The sequence below is a fragment of the Paenibacillus sp. FSL L8-0435 genome, assembly GCF_037965655.1.
GTDB lineage: Bacteria > Bacillota > Bacilli > Paenibacillales > Paenibacillaceae > Paenibacillus.
The window spans coordinates 1,771,386-1,796,902 of record NZ_CP150185.1 but is presented as its reverse complement, the minus strand read 5'-3'; the positions used below and the strand labels follow the sequence as shown (position 1 = coordinate 1,796,902).

General features: G+C 44.9%; 29 protein-coding genes. 6 read left to right on the top strand and 23 right to left on the bottom strand.

Going from position 1 to position 25,517, the window contains the following annotated elements; translation table 11 throughout:
• Nucleotides 1-115 precede the first annotated feature (115 nt).
• Nucleotides 116-1,495, bottom strand: coding sequence for an extracellular solute-binding protein (locus tag NST33_RS08265; protein WP_221823516.1), 1,380 nt, complete (start codon nucleotides 1,493-1,495; stop codon nucleotides 116-118).
• A 526-nt stretch (nucleotides 1,496-2,021) separates the two neighbouring features.
• On the opposite strand from NST33_RS08265, the gene NST33_RS08260 reads away from it, so the two are divergent.
• Nucleotides 2,022-3,062 (top strand): LacI family DNA-binding transcriptional regulator, encoded by a 1,041-nt coding sequence (locus NST33_RS08260; protein ID WP_260632882.1) that lies wholly within the window; start codon nucleotides 2,022-2,024, stop codon nucleotides 3,060-3,062.
• A gap of 160 nt (nucleotides 3,063-3,222) precedes the next feature.
• Here the strand turns inward: NST33_RS08260 and NST33_RS08255 are convergent, their stop codons facing one another.
• Together NST33_RS08255 and NST33_RS08250 are read right to left on the bottom strand one after the other, a co-directional pair.
• A complete protein-coding gene (locus NST33_RS08255; RefSeq protein WP_221822775.1) occupies nucleotides 3,223-4,401 on the bottom strand; it encodes a DUF4272 domain-containing protein in 1,179 nt (392 codons plus the stop codon).
• 249 nt (nucleotides 4,402-4,650) lie between these two features.
• Nucleotides 4,651-5,871 (bottom strand): RtcB family protein, encoded by a 1,221-nt coding sequence (locus NST33_RS08250; RefSeq protein WP_221822774.1) that lies wholly within the window; start codon nucleotides 5,869-5,871, stop codon nucleotides 4,651-4,653.
• A gap of 298 nt (nucleotides 5,872-6,169) precedes the next feature.
• On the opposite strand from NST33_RS08250, the gene NST33_RS08245 reads away from it, so the two are divergent.
• Genes NST33_RS08245 through NST33_RS08235 form a run of 3 tightly spaced genes read left to right on the top strand, consistent with a single transcriptional unit; the run spans nucleotide 6,170 to nucleotide 8,421 of the window.
• The gene (locus NST33_RS08245; protein ID WP_221822770.1) at nucleotides 6,170-6,676 is read left to right on the top strand and encodes a DUF6773 family protein; all 507 of its coding nucleotides are present in this window, start codon (nucleotides 6,170-6,172) and stop codon (nucleotides 6,674-6,676) included.
• A 23-nt stretch (nucleotides 6,677-6,699) separates the two neighbouring features.
• Nucleotides 6,700-6,903 (top strand): helix-turn-helix transcriptional regulator, encoded by a 204-nt coding sequence (locus NST33_RS08240; RefSeq protein ID WP_175399435.1) that lies wholly within the window; start codon nucleotides 6,700-6,702, stop codon nucleotides 6,901-6,903.
• A 60-nt stretch (nucleotides 6,904-6,963) separates the two neighbouring features.
• On the top strand, nucleotides 6,964-8,421 hold the full coding sequence (locus tag NST33_RS08235; RefSeq protein ID WP_260632881.1) for an erythromycin esterase family protein: 1,458 nt from the start codon (nucleotides 6,964-6,966) through the stop codon (nucleotides 8,419-8,421).
• A gap of 145 nt (nucleotides 8,422-8,566) precedes the next feature.
• Here the strand turns inward: NST33_RS08235 and NST33_RS08230 are convergent, their stop codons facing one another.
• The 18 genes from NST33_RS08230 to NST33_RS08145 form a co-directional block, all read right to left on the bottom strand.
• On the bottom strand, nucleotides 8,567-9,007 hold the full coding sequence (locus NST33_RS08230; RefSeq protein ID WP_339307546.1) for a GNAT family N-acetyltransferase: 441 nt from the start codon (nucleotides 9,005-9,007) through the stop codon (nucleotides 8,567-8,569).
• Between the two features lie 36 nt (nucleotides 9,008-9,043).
• Nucleotides 9,044-9,469 (bottom strand): GNAT family N-acetyltransferase, encoded by a 426-nt coding sequence (locus tag NST33_RS08225; protein ID WP_221822766.1) that lies wholly within the window; start codon nucleotides 9,467-9,469, stop codon nucleotides 9,044-9,046.
• A gap of 157 nt (nucleotides 9,470-9,626) precedes the next feature.
• Nucleotides 9,627-10,208: a leucine-rich repeat domain-containing protein gene (locus NST33_RS08220; RefSeq protein ID WP_339307544.1), complete on the bottom strand. Its 582-nt coding sequence runs from the start codon at nucleotides 10,206-10,208 to the stop codon at nucleotides 9,627-9,629.
• Between the two features lie 64 nt (nucleotides 10,209-10,272).
• A complete protein-coding gene (gene pgsA, locus NST33_RS08215; protein ID WP_221822764.1) occupies nucleotides 10,273-10,812 on the bottom strand; it encodes a CDP-diacylglycerol--glycerol-3-phosphate 3-phosphatidyltransferase in 540 nt (179 codons plus the stop codon).
• Nucleotides 10,812-11,357: a ClbS/DfsB family four-helix bundle protein gene (locus tag NST33_RS08210; protein WP_221822763.1), complete on the bottom strand. Its 546-nt coding sequence runs from the start codon at nucleotides 11,355-11,357 to the stop codon at nucleotides 10,812-10,814. Before NST33_RS08210 ends, pgsA begins: the two co-directional genes overlap by 1 nt.
• Nucleotides 11,358-11,553: 196 nt before the next feature.
• On the bottom strand, nucleotides 11,554-13,479 hold the full coding sequence (locus NST33_RS08205) for an ABC transporter permease (protein ID WP_221822762.1): 1,926 nt from the start codon (nucleotides 13,477-13,479) through the stop codon (nucleotides 11,554-11,556).
• Nucleotides 13,476-14,231 (bottom strand): ABC transporter ATP-binding protein, encoded by a 756-nt coding sequence (locus NST33_RS08200; RefSeq protein ID WP_339183347.1) that lies wholly within the window; start codon nucleotides 14,229-14,231, stop codon nucleotides 13,476-13,478. Before NST33_RS08200 ends, NST33_RS08205 begins: the two co-directional genes overlap by 4 nt.
• Nucleotides 14,232-14,348: 117 nt before the next feature.
• On the bottom strand, nucleotides 14,349-15,353 hold the full coding sequence (locus NST33_RS08195) for a sensor histidine kinase (protein ID WP_221822760.1): 1,005 nt from the start codon (nucleotides 15,351-15,353) through the stop codon (nucleotides 14,349-14,351).
• Entirely contained in the window at nucleotides 15,350-16,039 is a 690-nt protein-coding gene (locus NST33_RS08190; protein ID WP_221822759.1) for a response regulator transcription factor, read from the bottom strand. The genes NST33_RS08195 and NST33_RS08190 overlap by 4 nt, the downstream gene beginning before the upstream one ends.
• A 191-nt stretch (nucleotides 16,040-16,230) precedes the next feature.
• Nucleotides 16,231-16,995: an SDR family NAD(P)-dependent oxidoreductase gene (locus NST33_RS08185; protein WP_221822758.1), complete on the bottom strand. Its 765-nt coding sequence runs from the start codon at nucleotides 16,993-16,995 to the stop codon at nucleotides 16,231-16,233.
• A gap of 50 nt (nucleotides 16,996-17,045) precedes the next feature.
• The gene (locus tag NST33_RS08180) at nucleotides 17,046-17,792 is read right to left on the bottom strand and encodes a class I SAM-dependent methyltransferase (RefSeq protein ID WP_339308647.1); all 747 of its coding nucleotides are present in this window, start codon (nucleotides 17,790-17,792) and stop codon (nucleotides 17,046-17,048) included.
• A 192-nt stretch (nucleotides 17,793-17,984) separates the two neighbouring features.
• Nucleotides 17,985-18,368, bottom strand: a complete 384-nt coding sequence (locus tag NST33_RS08175; protein WP_339183342.1) for a VOC family protein — start codon at nucleotides 18,366-18,368, stop codon at nucleotides 17,985-17,987.
• A 130-nt stretch (nucleotides 18,369-18,498) separates the two neighbouring features.
• Nucleotides 18,499-19,014 carry a GNAT family N-acetyltransferase gene (locus NST33_RS08170; protein WP_339307540.1) on the bottom strand — a complete coding sequence of 172 codons (516 nt, stop codon included), beginning with the start codon at nucleotides 19,012-19,014 and terminating at the stop codon, nucleotides 18,499-18,501.
• A gap of 34 nt (nucleotides 19,015-19,048) precedes the next feature.
• The gene (locus tag NST33_RS08165; protein WP_339307538.1) at nucleotides 19,049-19,573 is read right to left on the bottom strand and encodes a YfiT family bacillithiol transferase; all 525 of its coding nucleotides are present in this window, start codon (nucleotides 19,571-19,573) and stop codon (nucleotides 19,049-19,051) included.
• Nucleotides 19,574-19,621: 48 nt separating this feature from the next.
• On the bottom strand, nucleotides 19,622-20,161 hold the full coding sequence (locus NST33_RS08160; protein ID WP_339308645.1) for a GNAT family N-acetyltransferase: 540 nt from the start codon (nucleotides 20,159-20,161) through the stop codon (nucleotides 19,622-19,624).
• A gap of 8 nt (nucleotides 20,162-20,169) precedes the next feature.
• On the bottom strand, nucleotides 20,170-20,709 hold the full coding sequence (locus NST33_RS08155) for a hypothetical protein (RefSeq protein ID WP_221822754.1): 540 nt from the start codon (nucleotides 20,707-20,709) through the stop codon (nucleotides 20,170-20,172).
• A 21-nt stretch (nucleotides 20,710-20,730) separates the two neighbouring features.
• Nucleotides 20,731-21,171: a hypothetical protein gene (locus NST33_RS08150; protein ID WP_339307535.1), complete on the bottom strand. Its 441-nt coding sequence runs from the start codon at nucleotides 21,169-21,171 to the stop codon at nucleotides 20,731-20,733.
• A 6-nt stretch (nucleotides 21,172-21,177) separates the two neighbouring features.
• A complete protein-coding gene (locus NST33_RS08145; RefSeq protein WP_339307533.1) occupies nucleotides 21,178-21,855 on the bottom strand; it encodes a class I SAM-dependent methyltransferase in 678 nt (225 codons plus the stop codon).
• 182 nt (nucleotides 21,856-22,037) lie between these two features.
• Here NST33_RS08145 and NST33_RS08140 point away from each other — a divergent pair, with 182 nt between their 5' ends.
• Both NST33_RS08140 and NST33_RS08135 read left to right on the top strand, forming a co-directional pair.
• Nucleotides 22,038-22,811 carry a sporulation protein gene (locus tag NST33_RS08140; RefSeq protein ID WP_339307531.1) on the top strand — a complete coding sequence of 258 codons (774 nt, stop codon included), beginning with the start codon at nucleotides 22,038-22,040 and terminating at the stop codon, nucleotides 22,809-22,811.
• Nucleotides 22,812-22,953: 142 nt separating this feature from the next.
• Nucleotides 22,954-24,318, top strand: a complete 1,365-nt coding sequence (locus NST33_RS08135) for an FAD-dependent oxidoreductase (protein ID WP_339307528.1) — start codon at nucleotides 22,954-22,956, stop codon at nucleotides 24,316-24,318.
• Between the two features lie 91 nt (nucleotides 24,319-24,409).
• Here NST33_RS08135 and NST33_RS08130 read toward each other — a convergent pair whose 3' ends face one another.
• Both NST33_RS08130 and NST33_RS08125 read right to left on the bottom strand, forming a co-directional pair.
• Complete coding sequence (locus tag NST33_RS08130) at nucleotides 24,410-24,694, bottom strand: hypothetical protein (protein WP_339307526.1); 285 nt, start codon at nucleotides 24,692-24,694, stop codon at nucleotides 24,410-24,412.
• A gap of 64 nt (nucleotides 24,695-24,758) precedes the next feature.
• On the bottom strand, nucleotides 24,759-25,328 hold the full coding sequence (locus NST33_RS08125; protein WP_339307524.1) for a hypothetical protein: 570 nt from the start codon (nucleotides 25,326-25,328) through the stop codon (nucleotides 24,759-24,761).
• Nucleotides 25,329-25,517 lie beyond the last annotated feature (189 nt).

The window sequence follows — 25,517 nt, the reverse complement described above, 5'->3', positions numbered from 1 at the left end:
CTCCTCATCAAGGCTGATGCCAGCAATGCCGATTTGGTGGTTCAGGAAAAAGGGACTCCGTGCAACCTTGCCGACACGAGCCCCTGCCTGAATCGTTTGCTGGTGATAAGTGTTTTTATTGTTTGCCGAGTTTATCAATGGCAGCTTGTGCCTGTGCTTTGTATTTCTCCGCTGTTGCTGTCACGGAAGCGTTGTTTTTGATGATATCGTTCACGTAATCTCCAAATGGGTAACCCGTGTAAGCATCATCCAGTAAAATGCGGCCCGTTCCAGCGATGTGCTCGCGAATAATCGCAATATCCTTCTCATCGGTATAACGACTCTCCAGATAATCTTGACCTGGATACTCTTCAATCTGCGGGATGTCGAAGGTCTCTTCATAGATTTGGTAGACGATCTTCGGATCCTCCACACCTTTTGGAATGAACTTCGCCGATGCCGCGTTGTTTGCATACGTTACCTCTTTGCTACCCTGTGGCCCATTCGGAATCGGTACAACGCCGACAGCAAAGGTGAGATCGCCCAACTGCCATTCAGCAGCAGTGAACAGAGCTACGTCTCCATCCTTGAACGTATTGCTTTCCTCCCAGTTGGTTTTGTCGCCGGTTTTGACCTTCACGACATTCTCCACGTTATACAGGCGTTTGACGAATTCAGCAGCTTCAATCGTTTTCGGATCGGATAATCCCTCTTTGCTATTTGTATCATCCACGATGGTGCCACCATTGGCTGCGGTAAAATGACGAACGACATCAAGCGCCCAGCCAGAAAATCCGTATACGTCAGTTTTGCCGTCATTATCCATATCTTTGGTTGCCTGTTTGGCGAGTTCCAAGAATTTATCCCAATTCCATTCACCTTGGTTATACAGGTCCTGCGGATCAGGTAATGACAGTTTTTTGAACAAGTCACGATTGTAGTGAAGTCCCAGACCGATGCTGGTTGGAGATTCGAAGGCGTACTCGTTGCCCGCAATGGCAGGGAATTTAGCAATCAGGTTTGCCTCTTGATTGATGTTGTTCTCAGGTGTAGTGAATTCGGAGATGGGCAACAATTGCCCTTTGAGGATGGCAGGTAGTGCGGATTTGTATTCCATCTGAACGATGTCAGCGAATGGTTCGCCGGCTAGTGCAGACGTTGTGAATTTGTTCATGTATTCTTCAAAAGGTACGTTAACAAACTCCAGTTTCACGTTGTATTTCTTCTCTACCTCTGCAATTTTATCGAGTCTGGCCTTATCCGAGGCCGTCTCTCCCGCCGGTTTCAGATCCCACCAGGCCGCAACCTTGATGACACGTCCACCCAGATCAGGCACATTCGCCACAACTTCTTCAGCTACGTCTTCTTTCTCTGTTTCAGCGACTTCGGTGCTGTTGCCTGAATTCGTTGTTCCCTCTGCATCAGTCCCCGTCTGCGTTGTCCCCCCACCACTGCAAGCGGATACAAAAAGAATCACAACCAATAACATCAGAGGTAGAACATTCCATCTTCTCATCATGATTTTAACAACCTCCCCGAATGTGTATACCAATCATGGTTCACCCTAAATCATTAACCCCACTCATCAACCAATCGAAAATAAACGACCACCACCATTTGTTATTTTCTTGTTTGTTTTTGACAAACAAAATTTAACACAGCGAAATGTAAGCGTCAACATTTTTGTTGTTAACATTTTCTAATTATTCTGATAAAATGCTGATAAAGCTATATTTTAGCTGTATTACAGCTTATTCACCAGGTCATTCCCTAAGTACACACTTGTTATAATCAGCACTACATTTCAATCATTTGTTATTTTATTCGAATAACAAAATAATAATTCTTAAGACAATATTCGTCATACTATCTGAAAATATGCTTACCTTCACGTTGGATGGCTATCGTAAAATGCTGCGAATCACTAACATTTTGAATTCTCTATCCGTTATTAGATTAAGAGAAATACATCATGCTATACTAGAATCAGTTGGATATCGCTCCAAATAGGAATACGGCAGAACTACGAGTGTAAGGATGGTATGATGAAAACGAAGGTAACAATTCAGGAAATTGCACATTTTACGGGTTTGTCGAAATTCGCGGTGTCACGAGCTTTGTCTGGAAAATCGGGAGTTAGCGATCAGACGAGGGATGTTATTCTCAAGGCCGCCGGCAAACTTGGATATTTCAAAGATAACAGCATCTTGTCTGGTGAACTGTCTCACAGCAGTGAATCACATGACCCGAAGAACACACGTTCAAGCGGTACCATCTTGATTTTGTTTCCCAATGTTCGTTATCAAAATCAAGAGTCCGTATACTGGGGACCTGTCTTTAACGGAATCTCGTCCAAGCTGAACCAGAAAGGTATAAATATCCTGACCTTGACGGAACCTTCAGCAGATCAGTTGTTCACGCTGTTGAATCCGGATGCTATTCGGGGAATTATTACCGTTGGTTCTATCTCGACGCCGATTCTACTTGAAATCAAGCGGCTGGGCATTCCGGTTGTGATGGTAGATCATCTGGACCCTGTTTTCCACAGTGACAGTATATTTACCGATAACTTTGCTTCCATGCGCGAGATCATGCTCTATTTGCTCCGCAAGGGGTTCAAAACCTTCCAGTTCGTTGGCAATATCAGTGATGCTCATAGCTTCTATGAACGCTGGATTGCTTATACTTCTGTGCTCATGGGCCATGGAATGGAGATACACCAGATTCCCGAGCTAAGTAATCAGGCATTGGATGAGTTCCGCCAGACGTTCACTTCAGTGATCCATGAGGATAACCTGCCTGAAGTGTTTGTATGTGCGAATGATTTCTATGGGCTATACACCATAGAAGCTCTTGAAAGTATGGGCATTCGTGTACCCGATCAGTGTGTTGTGACTGGATTTGATAATCTATACGACAATATTCCCTTACTGGCCACAGTTAATGTGAACAAGGAATTGCTGGGGTCACGTGCAGTGGATCAGATGTTATGGCGCATTGCGAACCCAGAGAGCAGCGTAGAGAAAAAGCTGATTCTTGCTGACGTTATTATTCGTGAACAGTTCAGCCGGCATAGCGGCTAATAAGGTAGGATACATGGTGGTACATATGTGAGTGCACATACTGAAAATCATATATGGAATAACACTTATGCCACACAGAACAGCAAGCCAAATACCCTTTTAACCGTGTAATCATACGGCTTTTGGGTTATTTGGCTTGATTATTTTATGTTGGGCCGTTCTACGTATCCGTGCGCACATCATCCCAGTCCTGATCCAGGTAACAGATCAGCCAGTTCAATGCACGGTGACGTTCATAGGCCACCCCACCATTCAAACCAGCGGGAGGCGTTCTGTCATTTACCCGACTATCCACACACACCCAGTTGTAACGGTAGATCAGATCTGCTTCATCCAGAATCTCACTCTTGCTACGCAGGGATGCATCCGTGAGAAAGTCCGTAAAGCTATCCTTCTGCTGTAAATAACCGACATCCTTCCCTACGTTACACAACTCCGTTGGTGCGCCCAGTTCCTTCACGTAACCAAGCGCCCACAACATCACGTGGTACGCTTCATATCCCCAGGAGAACGATATGATCTCCTGCTGCTCTGCTCCGTGCTGATCGATAAACCTCTTCTCTACGGGTGAGAAAAAGGATTCAGCCTCATACTTGTCAATTACTTCCTGAACCAACGCTGCCGTATCTTCCGCACTTTCGCCTGCTCCCAGACACTCACCTTTAAGAGCGGCAAGACATAGGGCAACCGCACGGCGCGCGACCTCCGCTTCACTCCGAATCGTCGTGTGCTCGTCTCCGGCTCTTGCGGGCAAGTTCGCATTAAACGGAACCCCTTGTTCGGTTAAGCGTTGCTCTGACCGCACTTTACGTTGAATTGCAGACTCGGACTGGGGTGTATCGCCATCCAGGAAGCTGGTGTGTGCTGTCACGGTGTAATCCTCCACCTCAGAATCTCCATTTACATCCAGCAATAGCTGGCCTTGTGCATTGAGCAGAGATCCACCTCCCCAGAAGATAACAGCATCCAGAGAGTCCGCCAATCGCAATAACTCGCCGAAGAATTCTTCCGATATGTCCTCTTCCGTCTCAATACCAACCACCATATTCAATGTGGAACATTTGATCAGTACCTTTTCCTGGAGCGAAGCATTGCGCCCTTCAATCTGACTCAAAAAACCAAGCATCCCTTGAATCATTGTCGTAAATTCCTCAGGATGTGTCTGGCTGGTCATGATATTAAAGCCTTTGGTTTTCTTACTGAGCCATTTTTTCTGCGTCACTTGAATATGGGTCTTGTCTTCCCGGCGTTCAATCGTACCCTCAGGATAAATGGATAGAATCACTTCAAACAGCTGATCCAGGTCAAATTGAGAGCTATATATCGCACAATTTCTCATGAAGTTCACCCTCTCTATATATAGTACAACTAATGAATATTTACACTGGCACTCCGATGGCAGAATAACTTTCCGATCGCTGTTATCCCCAGATTTTTTTATTCCTTTTTTTTGGAAAGGGGAAATCCGATGATAGCGTATGCTTCCGATGTAGCTTTCTTTTAGAAAGCTTTTAGGCGAACGCTCCGCTTCTTCAAGTTATTTCTGCCCTCTCCGTTATCGTGTAAATGTTCAGTTGAACATATATGACTAATCCTTATACGGATCGAATTCATTACCTCCGGCCATGGCGACACCAACGGGACGCAGCACATGGTTGATTTTCAGCGTATTGGCATGTGCGTTCAGTACGTCTTGCAGTTTTTTGTACACAAACGGACTTTCGTCTGTGCCCGCTCCCCGGAGCTCAACGCCATAGGCACGAATTGCTTCATGCATCTGTGCTTCACTAATCTCACCGCCCATGCGTGTGCGCAGCTTGTAGTTCATTTTGCCAGCCGCCTGCGTTCGGCTCATCGTACGCCCTGCTCCGTGCACAGTGCTGCGGAATGATTCGGTATTCTCTTCGCTGTGGATCCCCTCCACAATTACCGAGATATCTCCCATGCTTCCACCGACAAAACCGAGCTGCCCGGGTGCCAGCGGCGTTGCGCCTTTGCGGACCACGACTACCTCTTCACCCATGTGCTGTTCTTTCCAGGCAAAGTTGTGATGGTTATGAACGGCATATTCAGCACTTGCCCCGAGAATTCCAAGCACCTGTTCAATGACATAGTCTCGTCCTGCATAGGCATACCGGCCCGCCAAAGTCATTGCGTCCCAATACATATCACCCATTTCGCTATTTAGGTCAAACAATGTAGGCGGCTGATCCATCGATTCACCAGGAGCTTTGCCACTGAACTCGCGTCCTGCAGCGAGGTTAAGGAATCCACTCGCCACTTTGTGACCGAACCCGCGACTGCCAAAATGATTCGCGATCCATACCTCTCCCGTTGTCTCTTCTACAAAAATATCCACAAAATGATTGCCACTGCCTACAGTTCCAAGCTGGTTGCGTGCGAGTGTCTTCAGCTTATGTTGTAATCCCGGTTCAATGGTATCAAACAGCTTCCAGCTCGCGTCGTCGAACAGCTCATGATCCACGGGTGTTGGATTATTGCGGCCCACACCGAAAGATATGGTCGAATTGATGTCATCCATAATCTTTACAATCTGATCCCGAATATCGTCCCACATCAGATTTGTGCGCACAGCCTTGTTACCACAGGCAATATCGTATCCGACACCTGACGGACTGATCATATTCCGGTAAGCGACCACACCACCGATGGGTTGCGAGTAGCCTTTGTGATGGTCGGCCATGAGAGCCACACCCAGTACATCCCCATATTGCGAGCAAGTCACCGCCTGACTTACGGCGTTCTCCAGCGGCTCCCCCCAGACTTTAATGTTATCCACGATTCTCATACTCTATATAAACCTCCTGTCTTATCAAACACTTTGTATATATTACCAAAATTTATGCCGTATGGGCAGTCAATCAATTCCTGCCGGATGATACACAATGCCACTTCGATTGCAGTGTCCTCTACCAGTCGCTGTACGTTATTGTGTAACTTTAGATTTGTTTTATTTTCACAGATTGTATTTTATACCAAACAAAATGACATATATATATTGCAAAAAGACTCGAATAATATTATCATGAAGCTCATAAGAAATATTTACCACATTATTTTCAATCTCTATGAAGGAGAGGTCAATCATGAAATGGTTTAAAACAAATGGCAATCAGGATGAGCGTATCGTCAATCTGAAAAACAAGGTGTATAAGGAAGCTTACACTTTAATCATGTGGATCTGCGGCATCTCCATCCTGATCAAAAGCTTTCTCAGTTGGGAGACTTACTCCATGCTGACGGAAGTGATCGTACTTCTCGCAGGAAGTATCTATTTCGGAATTCGTTCCGTCATGCTGGGCATTTATTCGGATGAAGTTGAGGTCCATGACCAGACGAGCAAAATTTCATATAGCCTGCGCAACATAATTACGGGTCTTGTTATCGGTTTTTCTATGGCCTTGTTCCTGGGCATCCGAAGTTCTGTTTTGTTTGCCGAAACGGCGAATGAGAAGTGGTGGTTTTTCTTCTTCGTTTTTATTATTTCACTGCTGCTTTATATTCCGCTCTTTGCAGGATTCAATGTCATCGTTCATCACTTCGCAAACAAGGCGAGTCAAAAAGCCGCTCGAAAAGATCAGTGGGATTCATAGAAAGGATACAAGGGTGAATGAGCATGAAAAACATACGATTGAAAGTCGCCCGGGTCGAAAAGGATCTATCGCAGGACGATCTGGCACGGATCGTTGGTGTATCGAGGCAAACCATTGGTCTCATTGAACTGGGAAAGTATAATCCGTCCCTCAGCTTATGTATTGCCATATGCAAGGCACTCTCAAGAACACTGAATGACCTGTTCTGGGACGAAGAGCAGACATAAGCCGGATGGTTCCATTACGAAATCATTTATTATCACGCATATGATGAAGGAGGCATTATTTTGAACTATTTCAGGAAAAGAAAAACGGGTGCTGTACTTGCTCTGACTACCGCCATACTGGCCAATTCACTCTATCCAGCCGGACATGCAGGTGCTGCAGCATCAGCTACCATGGAGACCATTCAGGGGCAGGTAACCCAGGTGCAATCCGCGAAAACGTCGGATGAGAAAATTGCAGAATGGAACGAATGGGCTAGAGATCACGCATATCGACTGGATAGCATCCAGCCTGTGAAGACAGGTCAGGAGCCCGATTCCTTCTCGGATCTGGAGATGCTGAAACCTCTACTCTATGACAAGCGAATTGTGTTTCTGGGTGAAAGCTCCCATGGGGTTGCCGAATTTAATCTGGCGAAGACCCGGCTGATCCAGTTTTTGCATCAGGAAATGGGATACAACATTCTTGCCTTTGAAAGCGGTCTTTCCAACACATCGCTTGCTAATACCATGGTAAAACAGCAACTTCCCGAACAAACGATGAAAAACTCCATCTTCGGCGTCTGGTGGTCCAAGGAAATCATGCCTTTATTCGATTATCTCAAAACGAGCGCACAGACTGAACGACCCCTGATTCTAACCGGTTTCGACATGCAACTGCAATTCCCACTGTTGGACGGTAACTGGCTGAAGGATAAAGAGCTCGCCAAGCGACTCACACAAACGGAACAAAAGATGTCCAATTTCTCTGCCGGAACGGATCTGAAAGCCTATCGCGCTGAGAAAAATGAAATTATCAAGGTATACAAAGATGTCCTTCAATCCCTGAAATCCAAATCTAACCAGGCCTATCTGCAAAAAGAATACCCGGATCAACCGAAACTTTCCATGCTGCTGGAGCGAAGCCTCAGTGATCGAATTCGTGTAGCAAGGGAATATGTCGATCTTTCGATCCGTGCAACGGCTGAAATGGATGAAGGAAAATATGAGTCGTTTTTTGATTCCATGGAGTGGCGTGATCAGGCGATGCATGACAATCTCATGTGGCTCGCTACCGAAGTGTATCCCAACGAAAAATTTATTGTATGGGGACATAACGATCACATAAGAAAGGCGCATAGCGAAGTCATGGGCTCGCCCTATCCCATAACCATGATGGGAGAAAAACTTTCGGAAGAAATGAAAAAATCAAGTTATGTTTTGGGATTGTATGCATCCAGCGGTCAAACGGCCGATAATTCCGGCGGACTTCATGCCGTTGAGCCGGCAAAACCCGGTTCCATTGAAGGCATCATGTCAGCAACGAATACACCCTACAGTTTTCTGGACCTGCGGTATCAGAACAGGGAAACAGGCAACTCATGGATGTTCGAACCACGATTTGCATACAGCTGGGGCATGATCCCTGAGAGTTTTGTCCCACGCGATCAGTATGACGGCATTTTAATGATTGATGATGTTCATCCACCGCAATATATTCGATCATCCTCATCCGGCTCCAAAGAACAAAGCAAGGAATAAATACAAAAAGAGAGCTGCCAGCTCTCTTTTTTTTGTTTTCCAACTCACGTGTCTCTATTTACCTTGGTCGACTGCACCATAACTCCACGTCGATGTGTTAGCTAATAACAATCGCTGTTTTCGGTCACGAAAACAGGAAGAATAGTCAATTAAGATGCTTCCGGTAACCCTGAACCTTCTCATCCTTGAAACCTAACTTCTCATAAAATATATGTGCTTCCTTACGCTGATCACCAGACACCAGAATCATGTAACCACAACCCATATCTTTGGCAATCCGCTCAATCTGGAGCATTAACCTCTGCCCAATGCCCTGCCTGCGTACCTGATCCGATACAATCACATTCTCCACAACCATGAACGGTTTGCATGGACCCACCAGATCCATACACTCAATCCCCATAACGGACCCGACCAGCCTGTCATTGTAAAATGCTCCAAGCACATGATAATGACCATTCTGTTGTATGTAATGAAACATCTTTTTCATCTGTTGCTCATTGGTAGGCGTTCCCATCAACTCATTGTATAGCTGGCTTAGTGCCGGTAAATCTTCAAGTTTGATTCCTTTAATGGTAATCATCATAACCCTCCTGATTTTTCCTATTTCGCATGCTTTGTCTTAAGTAAGGTCCTTTTTAAAATAATAATGACTGTGTCCAGTCGGTGCATTCTCGATCGTTGTGATCAATTGGTAGCCATGTTTCTTGTAAAATTCCGGTGCTTGATAGGAGAAAGTGTTCAACATGACAAAATCACAAGATTTCTCTCGTGCAATTCGCTCAACTTCAAGCAACAACTGTGAACCATATCCCCGATGCCGTTGTTCAGAATCCACCCAAAGAATATCAACCTCCAGCCAGTTCCAGCAAAGTGTACTAAGCACACCTGCAACAATCTCGCCAGTCTCATTTTTGATATTGAAATTCAATTCTTCGTACCGATGCCTTAATTCCTCGCTCACATGTGCAGCATTATATGCGACTAATTGCTGGCGAACATACTCTGAATCCTTTGAAGTACTTGGATTGATATTGATTTGGGACATCCTCTTCTCCCCCTATCATCATTACTCACAGCCTCATTCATTTCTTGCATATTTTAACATAAAGTTATCCTTTACAAAAATAAAAAAACGTACCTTCCATAGCGGAAGGCACGTTGATGTAACTTGCATTTGTTCACATATGCTGTTTTAAAATACGCTACTCTATTTCTCTCAGATCAACGTACACGTGACCTACACCAACTTTGCCCAGAAGGTCCGTAACCTTCAACTCTATCCGAATTGGCTCACTACTCGTCCCCAGTGCAGTAATGTATAGTTTCTGTCCATCCATTCTGACATCTGCCAATTGTGGATCAGGGGAGTCAGCCAGTAGGATGAGGGTCGACCTAGCGTCATCTTCATCCTCAAACATAAAGGACAGGTCGATCTCAATCTCATCTCCATGAACATAAGCGATATTACCCGCAGGTGCCTCCACCAGCACAGGGGCAGCATCATCAAAATTATACATGTACACACGTTGCAGCAACGTGTGATGCATTGTGAAGTCAGGCTCTTCTCTCAGGGGGATGGAATTGTTCCTCACATCCAAGTATTGCAGATCAGATAGTCCGGCAATTCCAGCTGGCAGATGAACAAGCTCATTACTGTTCAGATCTAGTTTTTGCAGGGAGTTCAGCCCTGTCACATCGGAAATACCCGCATTTCTTGCATACAATCCTCCATTAGTCTGAATGAGAGCTGCCGCCAATTCATCTTTGGTCAGCGGATCATCCACATCATTTTGCAACCAATTGCGTTGTGAAGCCGTAGTTCATGGGTCTTCCTATATTCCTATATTCCTACCTTCCTGTCTGTAGCAACTTATAGTTTACTAGAATATAATTCAATCCCGATAACAGCGTAACTCCTGTTGCCAGCCATAATAAAATCACATCAACCCGCACCTCAGTTAGCAAACTAAACGGAACATGGTTCAACAAAATCGCAATGATGGCTGCCACCTGAAGCACCATTTTGATTTTTCCATACCGATCGGCTGCGAGAGCAATGCCCTGCTCTGTTGCTACCATTCGTAACGCTGTAATCACAATTTCACGTCCTATAATGATTACAGCAATCCATGAACTGATCATATTCTCCTGAACCATCATGACGAGCGCTACCGCAATCAACAGTTTATCCGCCAGTGGATCGAGCAGCTTTCCCAGATTCGTGATCTGATTATATTTCCTCGCCACATATCCATCCAATTTATCCGTACCTGCTGCTACTGCAAATATAATTAGTGCAATCATCACGTTTTGCTGATTGAGAAAACAGATCATAAACAATGGAATCAACGCGATTCTAGCCAACGTGATTTTATTTGCCAGATTCATTAGATATCTCCACTCCTCACATCCATGTTGGCTAACTGACCTTTTTTCCATTTTCGAATTCGGGTCCGAAAAGATTTAAAAGGGGCTACCGAATTAATCTGGATCCACTTCACCATAGCCCACCCAGGCTTGGTACCCGTCCACTGTCTCATCCCTTGTACAAATAACTCCTCTTCGCTAAGGGAGTTAATCCAGTTCTGCCATTGTTGTTCTGTCTCCCGAAACAAAGAGCGCAGCTCCTCCAGCGTATAACCTGAATACTTTTCGTAAAATGATTCATTTAACGGCCCCAATTGGTTCCATTTATACCCTGGTGCAGGCATATGACATTCATGTCCCAACTGTTCCTTTCGCTCCCAATCCATCACCAGGTTCATCCATCCCAGCTGGTAGGCGATCATCTGGGCAGGGGTTTTATCCACACCTTCAACCCACTTATCTTTGTCACTGTTATGGATGTCATTGAATTCTCCCTCAAATAATACATAGGTGCGTCGAATCGTCTCACTTAATTCTTTCTTCGAGGCATATAGAATTCCAGGCACGCTGCTCCACTCCCCTCGTTCCACAGTTTTACACGAATCAGAAGCATGGACTCTATCATCATTTCGACTCAATTCCATCATCCTTTTTTTTCAGTTTGCTTTATTCATTTCTGTAAGACAAAGGGCAGTCTGTAAACAATACAGCTGCCCTTTACTCAACCTATTTTGCTATATCAGCATACTCCTGTACCCAATTCTACAAGGCTTCCTTAATCACCCGTTTATAGTACCACACAGACAACAGGCCAAAAATCGAATATAACAATGTATAAACTATCATGACAATGACCGTAGGTGTCGCCAGCTCCGTACCAAAGAAAAACCAACCTGATTTCACGGCAAAGTAACTATGACTCAATCCCACCACAAGCGGAATACCGAAGTTAAACAACTGCTTGATCTGAATTCCCCTCAACAGATTGCCTTGCGTAAATCCAAGTTTACGAAGAATGGTATAATTACCCTTCTCCTCTTCGCTCTCGTTCATTTGTTTAAAGTACAGGATACATCCCGATGTAATCAAGAACGTCAAACCAAGGAAACCAACAATGAACATAATCAGTCCCATATTATTACGTTGGTTATTTCTGAACTCAATCTGGGAGAAGCTCGGTGCTTCCAACTGCAGCTCCTTATATACGGCATATGCCTCTTCAGCCTGCCCCTCTTTCAGAATACGTACACCATAGTAGTCAGCCCACTCGGATTTTTGCAGCTCGGGATCGAGATCCTGTCTCAGCTGTTGGTATACCGTTTCATCTACTACCGCTACAGGCGTGCCCCTAGTATAATACGCAGGAAGAACTCCCTGTTTGGTGGTTCCGATCAGTTGTTGGTCCAACGTTCGCTTCAACCCATGCAAGACGATTGGACCTGTCTCCTGAATGTAAATCAACTGCTTAATAGCATTTCCATATCCCATGAAGATCACTTCACCTGGTTGCAGATCTATGTTATCTACCATGTTGTCACTCAACACACTGCTGAACAGGTACTGTTCCGTCATGGACTCATCCATCACTTCATGAGCATCAATTTCAATATAAATAGGCTGTCTATGATTCTCCTCATATGGAATCTGTTTATGTTCCAACTCCGTTACAAAGCGATTTTTCACCTCAACCTGAGCAAATGAAAAATCCTCCGGCAAGCTTTCCTTCGCCTGAGCCTCTGCCGAATAATACGAAATGTAACTGAGTGACAGCATACCAATAGCAAGCGCCGACACGGTTGTAATAATCGTGAGCAACAATGCATTAGATTTCATGCGGAACATGATTGAAGATAAAGACAACACCTCATGAATAGTAAGGTATCCGTTTTTACTTTTGCGAATCAGATTAAAAATAAAACTTACCGAACCCTTATAGAACAGGTATGTCCCCAGTATGACCGAGAAGAGAATCAGGATCATCGTATACATCAACTGCTGCATGTCCATTGCCTCACCGCTGAACAGCCGTGCAGACATGAAGTATCCATACACAATCAGGGCAATGCCCAAGACGCCAATAATCATCTGTCCGACAGACATCTTCTGCACCTGCTGCTCCGAAGTGGCAGACACCCGAAAGAGTGAGAGAATGCTCTGTCTCTTGATAAAAGTGTAGTTCATCAGCATGATGAGCAGATACATTATCGTAAAGACAATCACCGTTTGCATCAGTGCCATCGGAGAGAAATACAGTTTCGTAATCGCATCCACACCGAGAATTTTGAACAATATCATCAATACCAGCTTGGACGCAAGAAACCCAATTAACACACCGATAGCCATGGAGCCAAAATAGAGGATACTGTTCTCCGCACTCAAAATACCAAAAATTCTGCCTTTCGTCAGTCCAATCAATTGGAATAATCCAATTTCTTTGCTGCGCCGCTTGATAAAGATCGTATTGGCATAGAGCAAAAAAATGCCGACAATGACGATTAACAGTACTGAAGATGCACCTATGGCCGCCGCACCTTTTGTTGAAGCAGCCACCTCATCCATGGAAGGATCATACTGTAACGTCACAAAGGAAAAATATAAGGCCACACTGAACACAAGCGCAAATACATAGAGATAATAATTCTTTAGATTTTTCCTGAGATTGCGGAAGATGATATAATTCAAGCTCATTGCTGTACACCACCCAATACGCCCTGGGTTTTGATAATATCGTTGAAGAACGATTGCCGGGACTCGTCTCCTTTATTCAACTGGGTGTAGATCTGACCGTCTCGAATAAAGATCACTCTGCTGCAATAACTTGCGGCAACCGGATCATGGGTAACCATAATAATAGTCGCTTTTCGTGCGCTGTTCATATCACTTAACTTGCCGAGCAGATCCGAAGCGGACTTGGAATCCAGCGCTCCTGTCGGCTCATCCGCAAAAATGATACTCGGCTCGTGGACAAATGCTCGTGCTGCCGAAGTCCGCTGCTTCTGACCCCCTGAAATCTCAGATGGATACTTGTCTTTCAGTTCATATATCCCCAGTTCACGGGCGATCTGTTCAAACTTCCGGTGTGCCTCCTGCTTTGGAATGTTCGTGATGGAGAGCGGCAATAATATATTTTCCTTCACCGTTAGCGTATCCAGCAGATTGTATTCCTGAAAAATAAAGCCCAGATGATGTTTGCGGAACTCAGCCAGCTGTTTCTCCTTCATTCCGGTAAATTCCTTGCCCTCAATATCAATCGTGCCCTGGCTCACCCGATCAATGGAGGAAAGTACATTAAGCAGCGTCGTTTTACCCGAACCCGAAGGCCCCATAATACCAACAAACTCTCCCTTGCTCACTCCAAGATCAATGCCCTTCAGCACTTCCTGTTTATTCAGTTTATTACCATAGACTTTATGAATTTTTTTGGCTTCCAGTATCCACATATCCCACTCACTCCTCTTAAATCTTCTGCAAAAATGCTCATGTCTATATCATAATCGGGATGTGCAGTGTTATCGTGTGATTCACCGAACAAAACCAAAAAGCATGTGACATTGTTGTCACACGCCTGCAAGATGCACCATGTCGTTTTTTCGCGGAAAAGTAAGTGTGACGGTTGTGCCCTCGCCAAGAGAAGATTCTACATGAATGTTCATATGAAGCGTCTGGACCACTTGACGAACCAAATATAGTCCCATCCCGGTTGCCGCCCCATCCATTCTGCCTCGGGTAGACGTAAATCCTTTATCAAATATACGCTGCAGATCTTGTGTCTCAATCCCTCGCCCGTGATCCTGAATGATCAGTACAATATGTCCATCCTGTTCCCGCGTTTCGATGAGGATATCCGATGAATCACTATACTTCACCGCATTGCTCAGCAACTGCCGGAGGATGAAGCCTAACCATTTGCTGTCTGTGAGCACGCGCGATACCATCAAAGACATATCAAAGCCAACACCCTTGGAAATGCACCACGATTTCAACGCTCGTATCTCGCTATTCAATACCGGTTCAAGTTCCGTCTCTTCGATGAACAAGTCATTGTGCATAAATGGAATACGCTTCTGATGAAGTTGCTGATCCAGTAACTGATGGATTCGTAACCATTCATATGTCATTTGGCTCTGTAACTTGTCATCTGGCAAGCGCTCGATCATCAGTTGCAACGCTGTCAGTGGGGTCTTCACCTCATGAATCCAGGATAACATCTCGTCCTTCTCCTGTTCTAGAGCGATAAAATGGTGTGACGTCTCCTTACGGTACCGCTGTGTCTGGGAACTGACCGCCTCATGTACAATCTGCTCATATGGACTTTCGGCGATATCGAGTTCTCTCAGATCATAGGTATGATCCCAGAGGCTCAATTTTCTATAGAAACGGGTCTCTTTCAGGTATCTCGCCCAGATAAAAACAAGACATACCACCACATTCAGTCCTACGATATACATCACAGATTGGAATGGAATGGACGAGTCCAGGTAGGCCACCAATAAAATAATAAGTTGCATGCTTATCAGTAGCCATAACCAACTAGCCCTTTCTCGTATGTACTTTCCGATCATGCTTCTGCCTCTTCCGTTGCCATGTATCCCTGACCTACTTTGGTTTCAATGTACTGCTCCAAGCCGATGGGTTCTAGTTTCTTCCGTAACCGATTAACGTTAACCGTCAGCGTATTGTCACTCACGAAATGCTCATGATCCCACAAGCTCCGGATGAGGTCCTCACGGGAAACAATCTGATTTTTGTGCTCGACCAGCACTTTAAGGATGAACATCTCATTTTTGGTTAACAGAACAGATTCATCCCCGCAGGTTAGTGTATTTTTCACATATTCAATAGCAGCACCGCGCCAGGTTCGGAGTTCAGTATGCTCTGTGTTATAGTTATACACCCTCCGCAAAGTCGCTTGGATCTTGGCAATCAATACATCGAAGTGAAAAGGCTTCTGGATAAAATCATCTGCACCCAAATGCATGGACATGACCATATCCGCAGGATGATCCCGTGAGGACAAAAAGATAATCGGCACATTGGAGTGCGAACGAATGATCCGGCACCAATGGAACCCGTCATATTGGGGTAACTGAATATCAATAATGACCAGTTGCGGCTGAATTACGCTGTACTCCTGCAATACCTTTCCAAAATCCTGCACACCATACACGTCATACGACCATTGGGACAAACGTTCCTTGATTTCAGTGAATAACGATTCGTCGTCTTCAATGAGCATAATTTTAAACAAGAGATTCACCACGTTTCTGATCTTCTAAGGTTGAATAAGGTAATCAGGCCCCATTGTTGCAGGATCACCTTTACCGTTACGAATCGTACTTCCGATCGCTGTTACCAGTGTACAGGGAAATTGGGCTTATATCAAAAAGGTATCCTTACTTATTACTTCACAAGAAAACAGGCAAAACGAAGTATACGATATTAACTCTCGGTGGAGTGTATAACATGGCTTGCATCACTGTGTTCATCGATCCGCACGATCAACTGCTTCGCTACATCTTGTGGCGATCTTAATTGTCCTGTTTCATATACTTGATTGAACATACCCGCAAGGGCGAACTCCTCTGCACTTTTGCCTCGTGCAACAGCCTGCAATTCCGTATCGACCATCCCCGGATCAAAAGCAATAATCTCAACAGGGTTCTGTTGCCCCGTTTGCTCCAGAGATACGCATTGGGTGAACATGTTCACGCCTGCCTTGGATGTACAGTACACTGCCATTGAAGGCGCGGGATAACTTCCCGAACCCGATGAAAGATTAACAATTTTACGTCTGGCGGACAGGTGATTTGTTTGTTGAATAAAAGATGAACTCAATATCATTGGCGCTGCGAGGCTGATGTTAAGACTCTGACTTATCTCTGCCGCACTGCACTGATCGATAGGTCTTAGTGGCTCCAGCATCGCTGCATTATTAATGAGTCCAATGAATTCAGCTTCCTGAGACGGAATTTGGTCCAATATGCGTGTAATCAAATCATCGATCCCATTCAGTTCGGCAAGATCGTACTGAACATGGCGGTAACGTCCGCTCCATTCCTCGCTTGATTCCAACAGATCCGAACCCCCGCGTGAAATACCGTAAACGTAATCCCCCTTAGCCAATAATAACTCTGCAAGTTGTAAACCAATCCCTTTGGATGTGCCTGTAATGATAAAGTGTCTTCTTCCTGTTTCTGTTCCCATTTCGATACTCCCCCTCCTCTATCTTCAATCGATCATATCCCCATATAAGCTTATGAATCTTTCTTTCTCCACAACGTGGCCCAGAGAAAAGGTACACCAAAACATAGTTCATGCTGCTCCATCGTCTTCATCGCACGGAACTCCACACATTCAAAGCCATCTTCCAGCATGTAGCGAAGCTTCTCCTCCGTGAATGCAAGACCACCTCGCATCGACTTCTCTTGATACACCTGCCAATCATTCATAACGATCTCTGGCCCACCAATATCTCCATAACCAGGAGCAAAACAAGTCATTCCAAAGTATCCTCCAGGCCGGAGTGCATTGTGGATCATTTCTATGTAAGGAATGCGCTGATGTGGTAACAGATGATGCAGACAACCCGAGTCGTAGACAAGATCATATTCTTGCTCTGGGGACAATTCGAACACAGATCGACATTCAAAATGCACGTCCAATTGCTCTTCTGCCGCCCTCTCCTTAGCCCAGGCAATCGCTGTCTCCGAAAGATCATAAGCATCTACCTGATAGCCTTGGCGGGTTAAATACAACGCATTTCTGCCCGGGCCACACCCCAGTTCCAGTGCCTTGCCACCGCTTAGCACACCTGCGTTCAGATGCGCTACCAGATTTTCATCCGGTTTGTTTGGGAAAAAGGGTATTGGTCTGTTCCGATCCTCATAGAAAGGTTCCCAAAACTGCTTGGCAGATCTGAAGTCCGCATCGAGCATATCATATAGATCCTGTACACTTTTAATCGTCTTTTCCACAACCACATTCCTCCTTAATCGCTCCATCCAAACCTTCACTTCCGACTATTCATTCCTCGTCATTTTCAATAAATCAGCCACACTCTATTATAACATTTTTACCCAGTAATTCTCTATTTTCCTTGCATGTTTCTACTCCAAAACATAAGCTTTTTCCCAACAAAAAACGACCGACATGAATGTCGATCGCTTACAGGCATAGCGGTTTTGAGTTGTAATTTACTTCGCCCGTTCCAAAACTGCAAAGTAATTTCCTTCATTATCAGCAAAGTTGAAAACTCGCCCGGTTGGCATCTCTACAATCTCTCCGACCGTTACATGTTTACTAGCCAAGTCGGCATATAACTGATCCAGATTATCGGTGAAGAACATTAACGAAGGTGTGCCCAGATTTACACCCGCCGACATCCGTTCAACGAACTCTTTGTCATGGAGAATAATACTCGTCTGCGAGTCTGGGGTAGGCGCAATCTCAATCCATCTCATGCCCTCGTCAAGGTTTACTTCATCCACAATGTGGAATCCTGCAACTTCCGTCCAAAAAGCCAGTGATTCATCTTGATTGTTGACATACAACATAACCTGGCCGACTTTGCTAAACATGGATCAATCACTCCTCTGCTCATCTAATCTCTCAACATCCTGCTTATCATTCTTCAAATTCCAATAGAGTATAACATGCAGGACCGCTTTTTTATCATCTTTCTTTGCAAGTACTAACTACACATTAGACTTATTGCGTGGCTTTTAGCTTCTTCGTAAGATAAAGTACAACATCGTCGTCCATAATCGTTTCTTCACCCGGCTGAATGTAATGATCATGTTTGTGTACACCGTGACCGTCTGGTATGTATCCGCGATGGGCATATAGAACTTGCGCTTTGCCATAATCGGAAAACACACCTACACCAATGCCTGCTACATCCGTTCGTTCCAGAATAACTTCCTCTGCTCGGTCCATCAACCGTGAACCAATACCTTGGCGCTGGAACTTCATCAACACATTAAAATCGTTAATTTCGGGAATACCTTGTTCCCTGAAAGACGGGTAGCTGGAATACCACAATACATTCACGTATCCGGCAAATTCTCCATTCAACTCGGCTACCAAGGTTACGCGTTCCCCATTCTGTTGTTCAGCCAAGTAATGAGTATACTGCTCAGCGAATCTCCCCCAACCCTGCTCCTGAAACGCCTTTGATATGATTACAGGATCGCTCTCATTTAATAGTCTGATATGTACACTCATTGATAATTTCTCCTCAACAAGATATTTTTTCTAGCTATATTCCCAGCCGATCCCGAAGCGATGTGATGTGAGCAACATGATGTTTGCCATGCCAAGCATACATGCCCAGATTGTAATCCAGTCTTGTCGTTTCTTTCGATGAGGGATGATAAAATTGTTTGGCATAATCTGCATCTGTCAGCGCGTTTAACAGGAACACCCAACGACGATGGAGGGCATCCAGAATCTGAAGCGAGAATTCGACATCCAGGTCTCTTGAATCACTCAGTTCAGCCCAGCGCTCTTCATAATAAGGCCGAATCGTTGGTGTATCCTCTGTCAGCGCCAACTTGAAACGAATCATACTGTTCATATGGCTGTCTGCCATGTGGTGAATAACCTGTTTGAGCATCCATCCGCCTTCTCGATACGGTAGACTTAATTGCTCTTCACTCAATCCCTTTACCGCTTCTCGTGCGCGTTCAGGCAACTCAGCAATGTCCTGAATCCACTGCTCTCTCTGCGCGGGCGTAACTTCGCCCGTGTGTACAAATGGTCCTATCGGAAATCTTTCATCCATCCATTATTCCTCCTTGTTTGTATGATTCAAAATAACTTCAAACAGGATCTACAGGGCATATTCCATAAGCCAACAGTCTCGCATCTGTCCTTCGTGCTGCTCATGTTTCTCCAACAGCTTAATCTTTTGGAAACCACATTTCTCATAACAGGATATCGCTCTTAAGTTCCAAGCCTGAGGGTCCATAACCACTTTACGGGCTTGTTGTTCATTAATCAGATAAGCCAGCATGGATTGCATCAATTGTGTACCAATGCCTTTATTCCAGTAGTCTGCCTCACCAATAAACTGATCCGTTCCATAGATGATCTCATCCGTGTCTCCATAACCATACTCCGTTCGTTCTTCTTCCTCAAGCTCATAGAACTGAATGTATCCAATCGGATGTCCTCCATACTCAACGATACAGCGGGTAGCACCATCTTTCTGATTGTAAAAATGCTCTCTCACCTGTTCCAGGTCATTCGGCCGATCACGCCCTTCATAGTATTGAAGGACTTCCGGGTCTGACAGCCACTTCACCAGATGTTGTTCATCTTCTGTTTCCAAGAAACGTACGGTGATTTCATTCGATTCATATACATTCATCATTCGAATTACTCCTTATTGATCTCCAGATTCTCACCCGTAACCCAACTCAGATCCTTCCCTAACAAATGCTCGTTGTGAACATAATACACCATGGGATTCTCAAGCGGTTGAGTCGTTCCATCCGAAGATCTGAGCGTTAACCGCAACTTGTAGCTCCCTATCTCATCAGGTATCGCAAATCCTATCAGATTATCAGCTGATTTCATGGTTTTCCCCTGCGCCTTCAGATACTTTTCCAGAATGACTTGATCAAGATAGGAGCTGCCGACAGACGAAGGCATGTACCATGCATCATCTTGTTCTTCAGTGAATGTGACCCCTTCCCATCCAGGGACAACAGGATACACCATATGTCGATCCTTGTCTTCTCTTTTTCGCGTTATCTCTAGCTCCACCTCAACTGCGTCCGTATCAATCTGCCTGATTGTACCTGCCATCACAACATCCTGTGCACTCACACTTGGAATAACATAGCTGTATATGAGCAGAGTCACCAAGAGGATTATCGTTATTCCCGTAGTCCAAAATATTGTACTTTTACGCATCTGTCTGATCCTCCCGTCTGGTTAATCATACTTCTGGAGTAGCTCCTTCTCTGTTAAAGATTGAGTTAACCTATCCAACTCAGGGGATGCCGCCCAATCACTGGAGGTGTTCAATCCATGCTTGATGGTATGTATCGAGCTATGTGCAGACATGTATATATTATGGTGGATTCCAGGTTGGACAATGATGTGCTCTCCTGCACGCATCACTCGAATCGAAAATATCTGATCGTCTCCATAACTGGCATACGCAATCCATCCGGTTTGCACCACATAAAACTCCGTTAGATTGATATGTACATGACTGTTTTGCCATGCTCCGTGGGAAGAGGCAACGGTTCTGCAATAATAACTGCCATCTTCTGCTATCATTTTATATTTTTGTTCCCCGTTCGCCATCTGCTCGAAGCTGGTTTTGACACCCGTTTCACCATATTTCTGTTCTGAAAATTCTGTGTTCAATCGGCTTCAACTCCTTATGGCCTGCCAAATATACTTGCATTCTCTTACAGCAATCCTACCATCAACCTGGTTCTCCTTCAGCTTGACTTCCAGCTGTTCCCGGTACTCAGGCTGTGTATAATCCGAGTTTCCGGGGATATCGGAGAGAAAGATGGCAAACTCTTTTTCATCTGAGAAAATCATAAATGCCTCGTTATATTCCTCAATCTTGATCTCCTTAAATGCATTTCTTTCCAAACGCTCACGTACCTTTGTTATATCCGTATGAATACCAATCATAACTCCATCCTTTTGCAGCAATCTCCCATGCTCAATAATGGAAGTTGGACCTCTGCGATCATAGATCAGACCAAATTGCTTATCTTCAAATGGCATCTTTTCTTTTGTGCTGACACAGAAAAATTCTACATTTGTTATCGTGCTTGAATGAAGACTGTTCCGGGCTATCTTTATCATCTCTTCCGAATTATCAAATCCCATAATGTGATCGGTATATTCCGACATTTTCAACGTAAACTCCCCATGTCCACAGCCTGCATCGAGCACGGATGTATACTGAGGCAAAAGCTTAATCAACCTCTCTTCAAAAATATCTTCAGCAGAGTTACCTTCAAGCGTATATAAAGCTCTACCCTTGTATCCTCCATTACGTCGTGCAATCATATCGTACCATTCCATGCTCATAGAGTTCCTCCTGACAAAAAATCCCTTTTATTTAAACATTCGACATAGGTACGTCGATTCTCCTGTTTGGATATATGATATATCTTTGCTAAAATATGAAACGCTTCTCTTCCAGCTTCCGTATTAAGGTCGAAGCCGTATGTATCCCATATAATAAACCATCTGATCTGGAGGTTGAGCGCATGTCATTTTTCAAGAAAATGTTAGCCAGTGTAGGTGTTGGAGCAGCCAGAGTAAATACAGAATTGCATACACCTGAGGTCACGCCTGGAGGAATCATCTCGGGGGTTGTGTACATTGAAGGTGGAGATGTGGAACAGAACGTAGATCGAATCTATCTTTCAATCAAAACCCATTACATACGGGAGCACGATGATCGTAAAGTAAAAGAAACAGCCGTTATAGCCAAATATCTGCTCACCGAAGGTTTTACATTACAGCCTGGAGCCAAATTGGAGAAAGACTTCTCATTTGACTTACCAGAAAACCTGCCTATTACGCTACATCGTGCAGAGGTGTGGGTAGAAACGGGCCTTGATATTTCAAGCGCTGTAGACCCCTCAGACCGGGACAGATTGCATGTTGTTCCTAGCAAAGACATGAACACCGTGCTCGATGCAATGGATATCCTCGGCTTCAAACTCCGTGAAGTGACAAACGATTATGCACCGAAACTGGGCGGCAATCTGCCATTTGTTCAGGAATTCGAATATGTGCCAACCAACAAATTCCGTGGGCATCTGGATGAGCTGGAAGTCATGTTCTATCCGATGGGCGATTCCCTGGAGCTGCTATTACAGATCGACCGCCGCGCTCGCGGACTCAGTGGAATGTTCTCGGAAGCGATGGGCACAGATGAGAGTTTCGTCCGCCTGCATCTGTATGAAAGACACCTGGCACGGGGTGCGCATTCTGTTGCTCAAGGACTGGAAGAAATCATTTCCAAACATATCTGATTGTCATCTGTACCAACAGCACTTTGGCACATCCGTGTCGAAGTGCTGTTTTTTTGTACTACGATAACTCGATCTCAATTATGTATAGAAGCTTTTGTACAGGAGTTAATGGGTATATTAGATATAAAAGGAGGGAATATGATTGTCTACACAACCCAACAATTCTCAGATGAACGAAGATCGAATCATTGTCATCGGTGCAGGGCTCGCTGGTTTGAGTTGTGCCTTTGAACTTGTAGAACAGGGAAAGTCTGTACTGGTCCTCGAAGCTGCCCCCTATGTAGGCGGACGCACAGGGAACTGGAATGAGCGGGGAATGGAGGTGGAGTCCGGGTTCCATAAATTCATTGGATATTACAAAGCACTGCCAGATCTGCTTGAACGTGCTGGCATTGACCTTGATGATATGTTGGTATGGGAAACAACGATGGAAGTCCGTCACCCAAATGTCGATGAGCATGGTGAATTTGGACTTGACGTTATTCATGCTCCCCTCAAAACACTATCAGGTGTGCTGGGAAACAATAATTTCATCACGCCAGCCGACAAGGCTTCACTTATTCCTTTTTTAGCTGCTGGCTTCAAGGAGTGTGTATCCAGCCCTGAGGAACTCGATTCAATATCGGTGCTTGATTTTGCGAATCAGCATGGGGTAAGCGAACAGGCTCTGCAACGAATCGTTGAACCGTTATCTTCAGGCATTTTTTTCATGCCACTTGATAAATATTCTGCGTATGCCTTCTTTGGCCTGTTCCTGCCGGGTATTCCTCGGATTCATAAAATGCGAATTGGTGCCTTTACTGGCGGCATGACGGATGTCATGTGTGCGCCTCTGGCTGCTGCCATCACGCAAAAAGGAGGACAAGTACGAATCAACGCCCCAGTAATCCGAATACTCTATGATTCGGAGGGTCTGAAGGGTGTTGAACTGGAAAATGGTGAACAGCTCTCCGCTACACGTGTTGTTGTAGCTACCAATATCCGACGTTCCCAACAATTACTTGAAGAGCACTTCAGTGAACATGAATGGTTTCAGCCCTTTTTGAGTCTGGATGCCATGCCACACGTTACAGCACAGTTCGAATTAGAGCTGCCGCTCCTGCCCGAGGACCGTACAACCTTTGGGCCAGGCACCGACATCGGTTCATTTGGGGAGCAATCCCGAACAACGTTTCGCGGGCGGCCCGGCAGAGCTTCAATCATTCTGGTTAATCCCGACGAACTCATTGATCTGCCCGATGAGGAAGTATGGGAGCGTACCAAACAAGGGTTGGTCGATATCGGACTTGCCGAAGGTGTGTCTTCCGTAACGGATTACCGGATTGTTCGGGGGAATGAGAATTTTTATCGGATCTCACCAGGCAATGAGCCCAAGCGACCCGAACAAGTGACTCCAATTCAAGGGTTATACCTCGCTGGGGATTATACTAAACAGCCCATGTTCACCACAATGGAAGGTGCTGTGATATCTGGTCAGAAGGCTGCGGCCGGCATTCTTAATATATGAGGATAACGAAAAGCAGCCCTATTATCAGTGATCTGACAATAAGGGCTCTTTTTAGTGTATAAAGAAATATGTGTTACGAGATTACTATCGACTAGGGGCGCTGCTTCCGCTGCTGGAATTGTGAGCGGATAACATAATAAGCAGTTCCAAACAGGATAACTGCGCCTATGCCAACGATTATCATGGAAGAATCCCACCGAACAATAGTTCCAAAAGCAACCTTGGATTGCAGTGGGGTACCCGAAGAAGCGGTGTTTGTCAGATCAGGTACGTAATTCATGGTCATGATCATGCCTTGAACGACATTCCAAGCTGCAAAACCAACGATGAATAACAAGGTAACCAGAAAGGATTCCATCGCTAATCGTTTGTTCATGCTTGTCATTTTGCCTCCTCAAATAATGTTGTGAAGGATTTCTTTATACAAGATCTCTTCCCATTCAATTAGACAAAACGTGCTGCATCTCCTGTTTCAAACGTTCTTTATTTTTATCCACATATTGATACAGCAGGTCAAAGCTTTCTTCGTTATCCGATTGCATGCTCAAATTCGCGGCTTCCAGTTCAATCTGCTGTAATACCTCATGAATCTGTTCCCCGTGTGTTTGCAGGCTTGTCGTGATGTCATCTTCGGACAGGCCATTCACATTATCTCGTAATTGCCCGTGCGTTACGCCGCTTTCGGACAACATCTGCTCTATTTTCTTCAGGATCACGACATCTGCATCATTGCCGATCCGCTCCATCGCTGCTATTGTCTCACCGAGATACTGTCCGCTGATATTCTCAAGGAAACCGGTCATCCCGTTCATGGACAGCTCGGTATCCAGATCAATGATTAGAATGATATCTTGCAATACTTGCGGAAGTTCCGGCCCACTTTCTCGAATCGTCGAAAATTCAGCCCGATACAGGTCCATGGCAACACTCCCCACCACTTCTTCACCCGACATCTCTTCAAGCTGATCGAGTGGTAACAACTCCTGCAATTCTTCTTGTAACTTGTTCATCTTTCTCTGCCTCCTGTATCTCTCTGTCTAAATAGTTTGAACGTGTTTTTTACACTGGACCACTACGCGGTCAGAATAAACTTCCGATCGCTGTTATCCCCAGATTTTTTCAATCCCTTTATTAAAGGGTAAAATCCGGTGATAAAGGCGAACGCTCCGCTTCTTCAGTTTTTTTCTGCCCTCTCCGTT

Bases quoted from the DNA above. Each gene is read 5' to 3' on its own strand.
- NST33_RS08265 (WP_221823516.1), bottom strand. From the start codon at position 1,495: ATGAGAAGATGGAATGTTCTACCTCTGATGTTATTGGTTGTGATTCTT.
- NST33_RS08260 (WP_260632882.1), top strand. From the start codon at position 2,022: ATGATGAAAACGAAGGTAACAATTCAGGAAATTGCACATTTTACGGGT.
- NST33_RS08255 (WP_221822775.1), bottom strand. From the start codon at position 4,401: ATGAGAAATTGTGCGATATATAGCTCTCAATTTGACCTGGATCAGCTG.
- NST33_RS08250 (WP_221822774.1), bottom strand. From the start codon at position 5,871: ATGAGAATCGTGGATAACATTAAAGTCTGGGGGGAGCCGCTGGAGAAC.
- NST33_RS08245 (WP_221822770.1), top strand. From the start codon at position 6,170: ATGAAATGGTTTAAAACAAATGGCAATCAGGATGAGCGTATCGTCAAT.
- NST33_RS08240 (WP_175399435.1), top strand. From the start codon at position 6,700: ATGAAAAACATACGATTGAAAGTCGCCCGGGTCGAAAAGGATCTATCG.
- NST33_RS08230 (WP_339307546.1), bottom strand. From the start codon at position 9,007: ATGATGATTACCATTAAAGGAATCAAACTTGAAGATTTACCGGCACTA.
- NST33_RS08225 (WP_221822766.1), bottom strand. From the start codon at position 9,469: ATGTCCCAAATCAATATCAATCCAAGTACTTCAAAGGATTCAGAGTAT.
- pgsA (WP_221822764.1), bottom strand. From the start codon at position 10,812: ATGAATCTGGCAAATAAAATCACGTTGGCTAGAATCGCGTTGATTCCA.
- NST33_RS08205 (WP_221822762.1), bottom strand. From the start codon at position 13,479: ATGAGCTTGAATTATATCATCTTCCGCAATCTCAGGAAAAATCTAAAG.
- NST33_RS08200 (WP_339183347.1), bottom strand. From the start codon at position 14,231: ATGTGGATACTGGAAGCCAAAAAAATTCATAAAGTCTATGGTAATAAA.
- NST33_RS08195 (WP_221822760.1), bottom strand. From the start codon at position 15,353: ATGATCGGAAAGTACATACGAGAAAGGGCTAGTTGGTTATGGCTACTG.
- NST33_RS08185 (WP_221822758.1), bottom strand. From the start codon at position 16,995: ATGGGAACAGAAACAGGAAGAAGACACTTTATCATTACAGGCACATCC.
- NST33_RS08180 (WP_339308647.1), bottom strand. From the start codon at position 17,792: ATGGAGCGATTAAGGAGGAATGTGGTTGTGGAAAAGACGATTAAAAGT.
- NST33_RS08175 (WP_339183342.1), bottom strand. From the start codon at position 18,368: ATGTTTAGCAAAGTCGGCCAGGTTATGTTGTATGTCAACAATCAAGAT.
- NST33_RS08170 (WP_339307540.1), bottom strand. From the start codon at position 19,014: ATGAGTGTACATATCAGACTATTAAATGAGAGCGATCCTGTAATCATA.
- NST33_RS08165 (WP_339307538.1), bottom strand. From the start codon at position 19,573: ATGGATGAAAGATTTCCGATAGGACCATTTGTACACACGGGCGAAGTT.
- NST33_RS08160 (WP_339308645.1), bottom strand. From the start codon at position 20,161: ATGAATGTATATGAATCGAATGAAATCACCGTACGTTTCTTGGAAACA.
- NST33_RS08155 (WP_221822754.1), bottom strand. From the start codon at position 20,709: ATGCGTAAAAGTACAATATTTTGGACTACGGGAATAACGATAATCCTC.
- NST33_RS08145 (WP_339307533.1), bottom strand. From the start codon at position 21,855: ATGAGCATGGAATGGTACGATATGATTGCACGACGTAATGGAGGATAC.
- NST33_RS08140 (WP_339307531.1), top strand. From the start codon at position 22,038: ATGTCATTTTTCAAGAAAATGTTAGCCAGTGTAGGTGTTGGAGCAGCC.
- NST33_RS08130 (WP_339307526.1), bottom strand. From the start codon at position 24,694: ATGAACAAACGATTAGCGATGGAATCCTTTCTGGTTACCTTGTTATTC.
- NST33_RS08125 (WP_339307524.1), bottom strand. From the start codon at position 25,328: ATGAACAAGTTACAAGAAGAATTGCAGGAGTTGTTACCACTCGATCAG.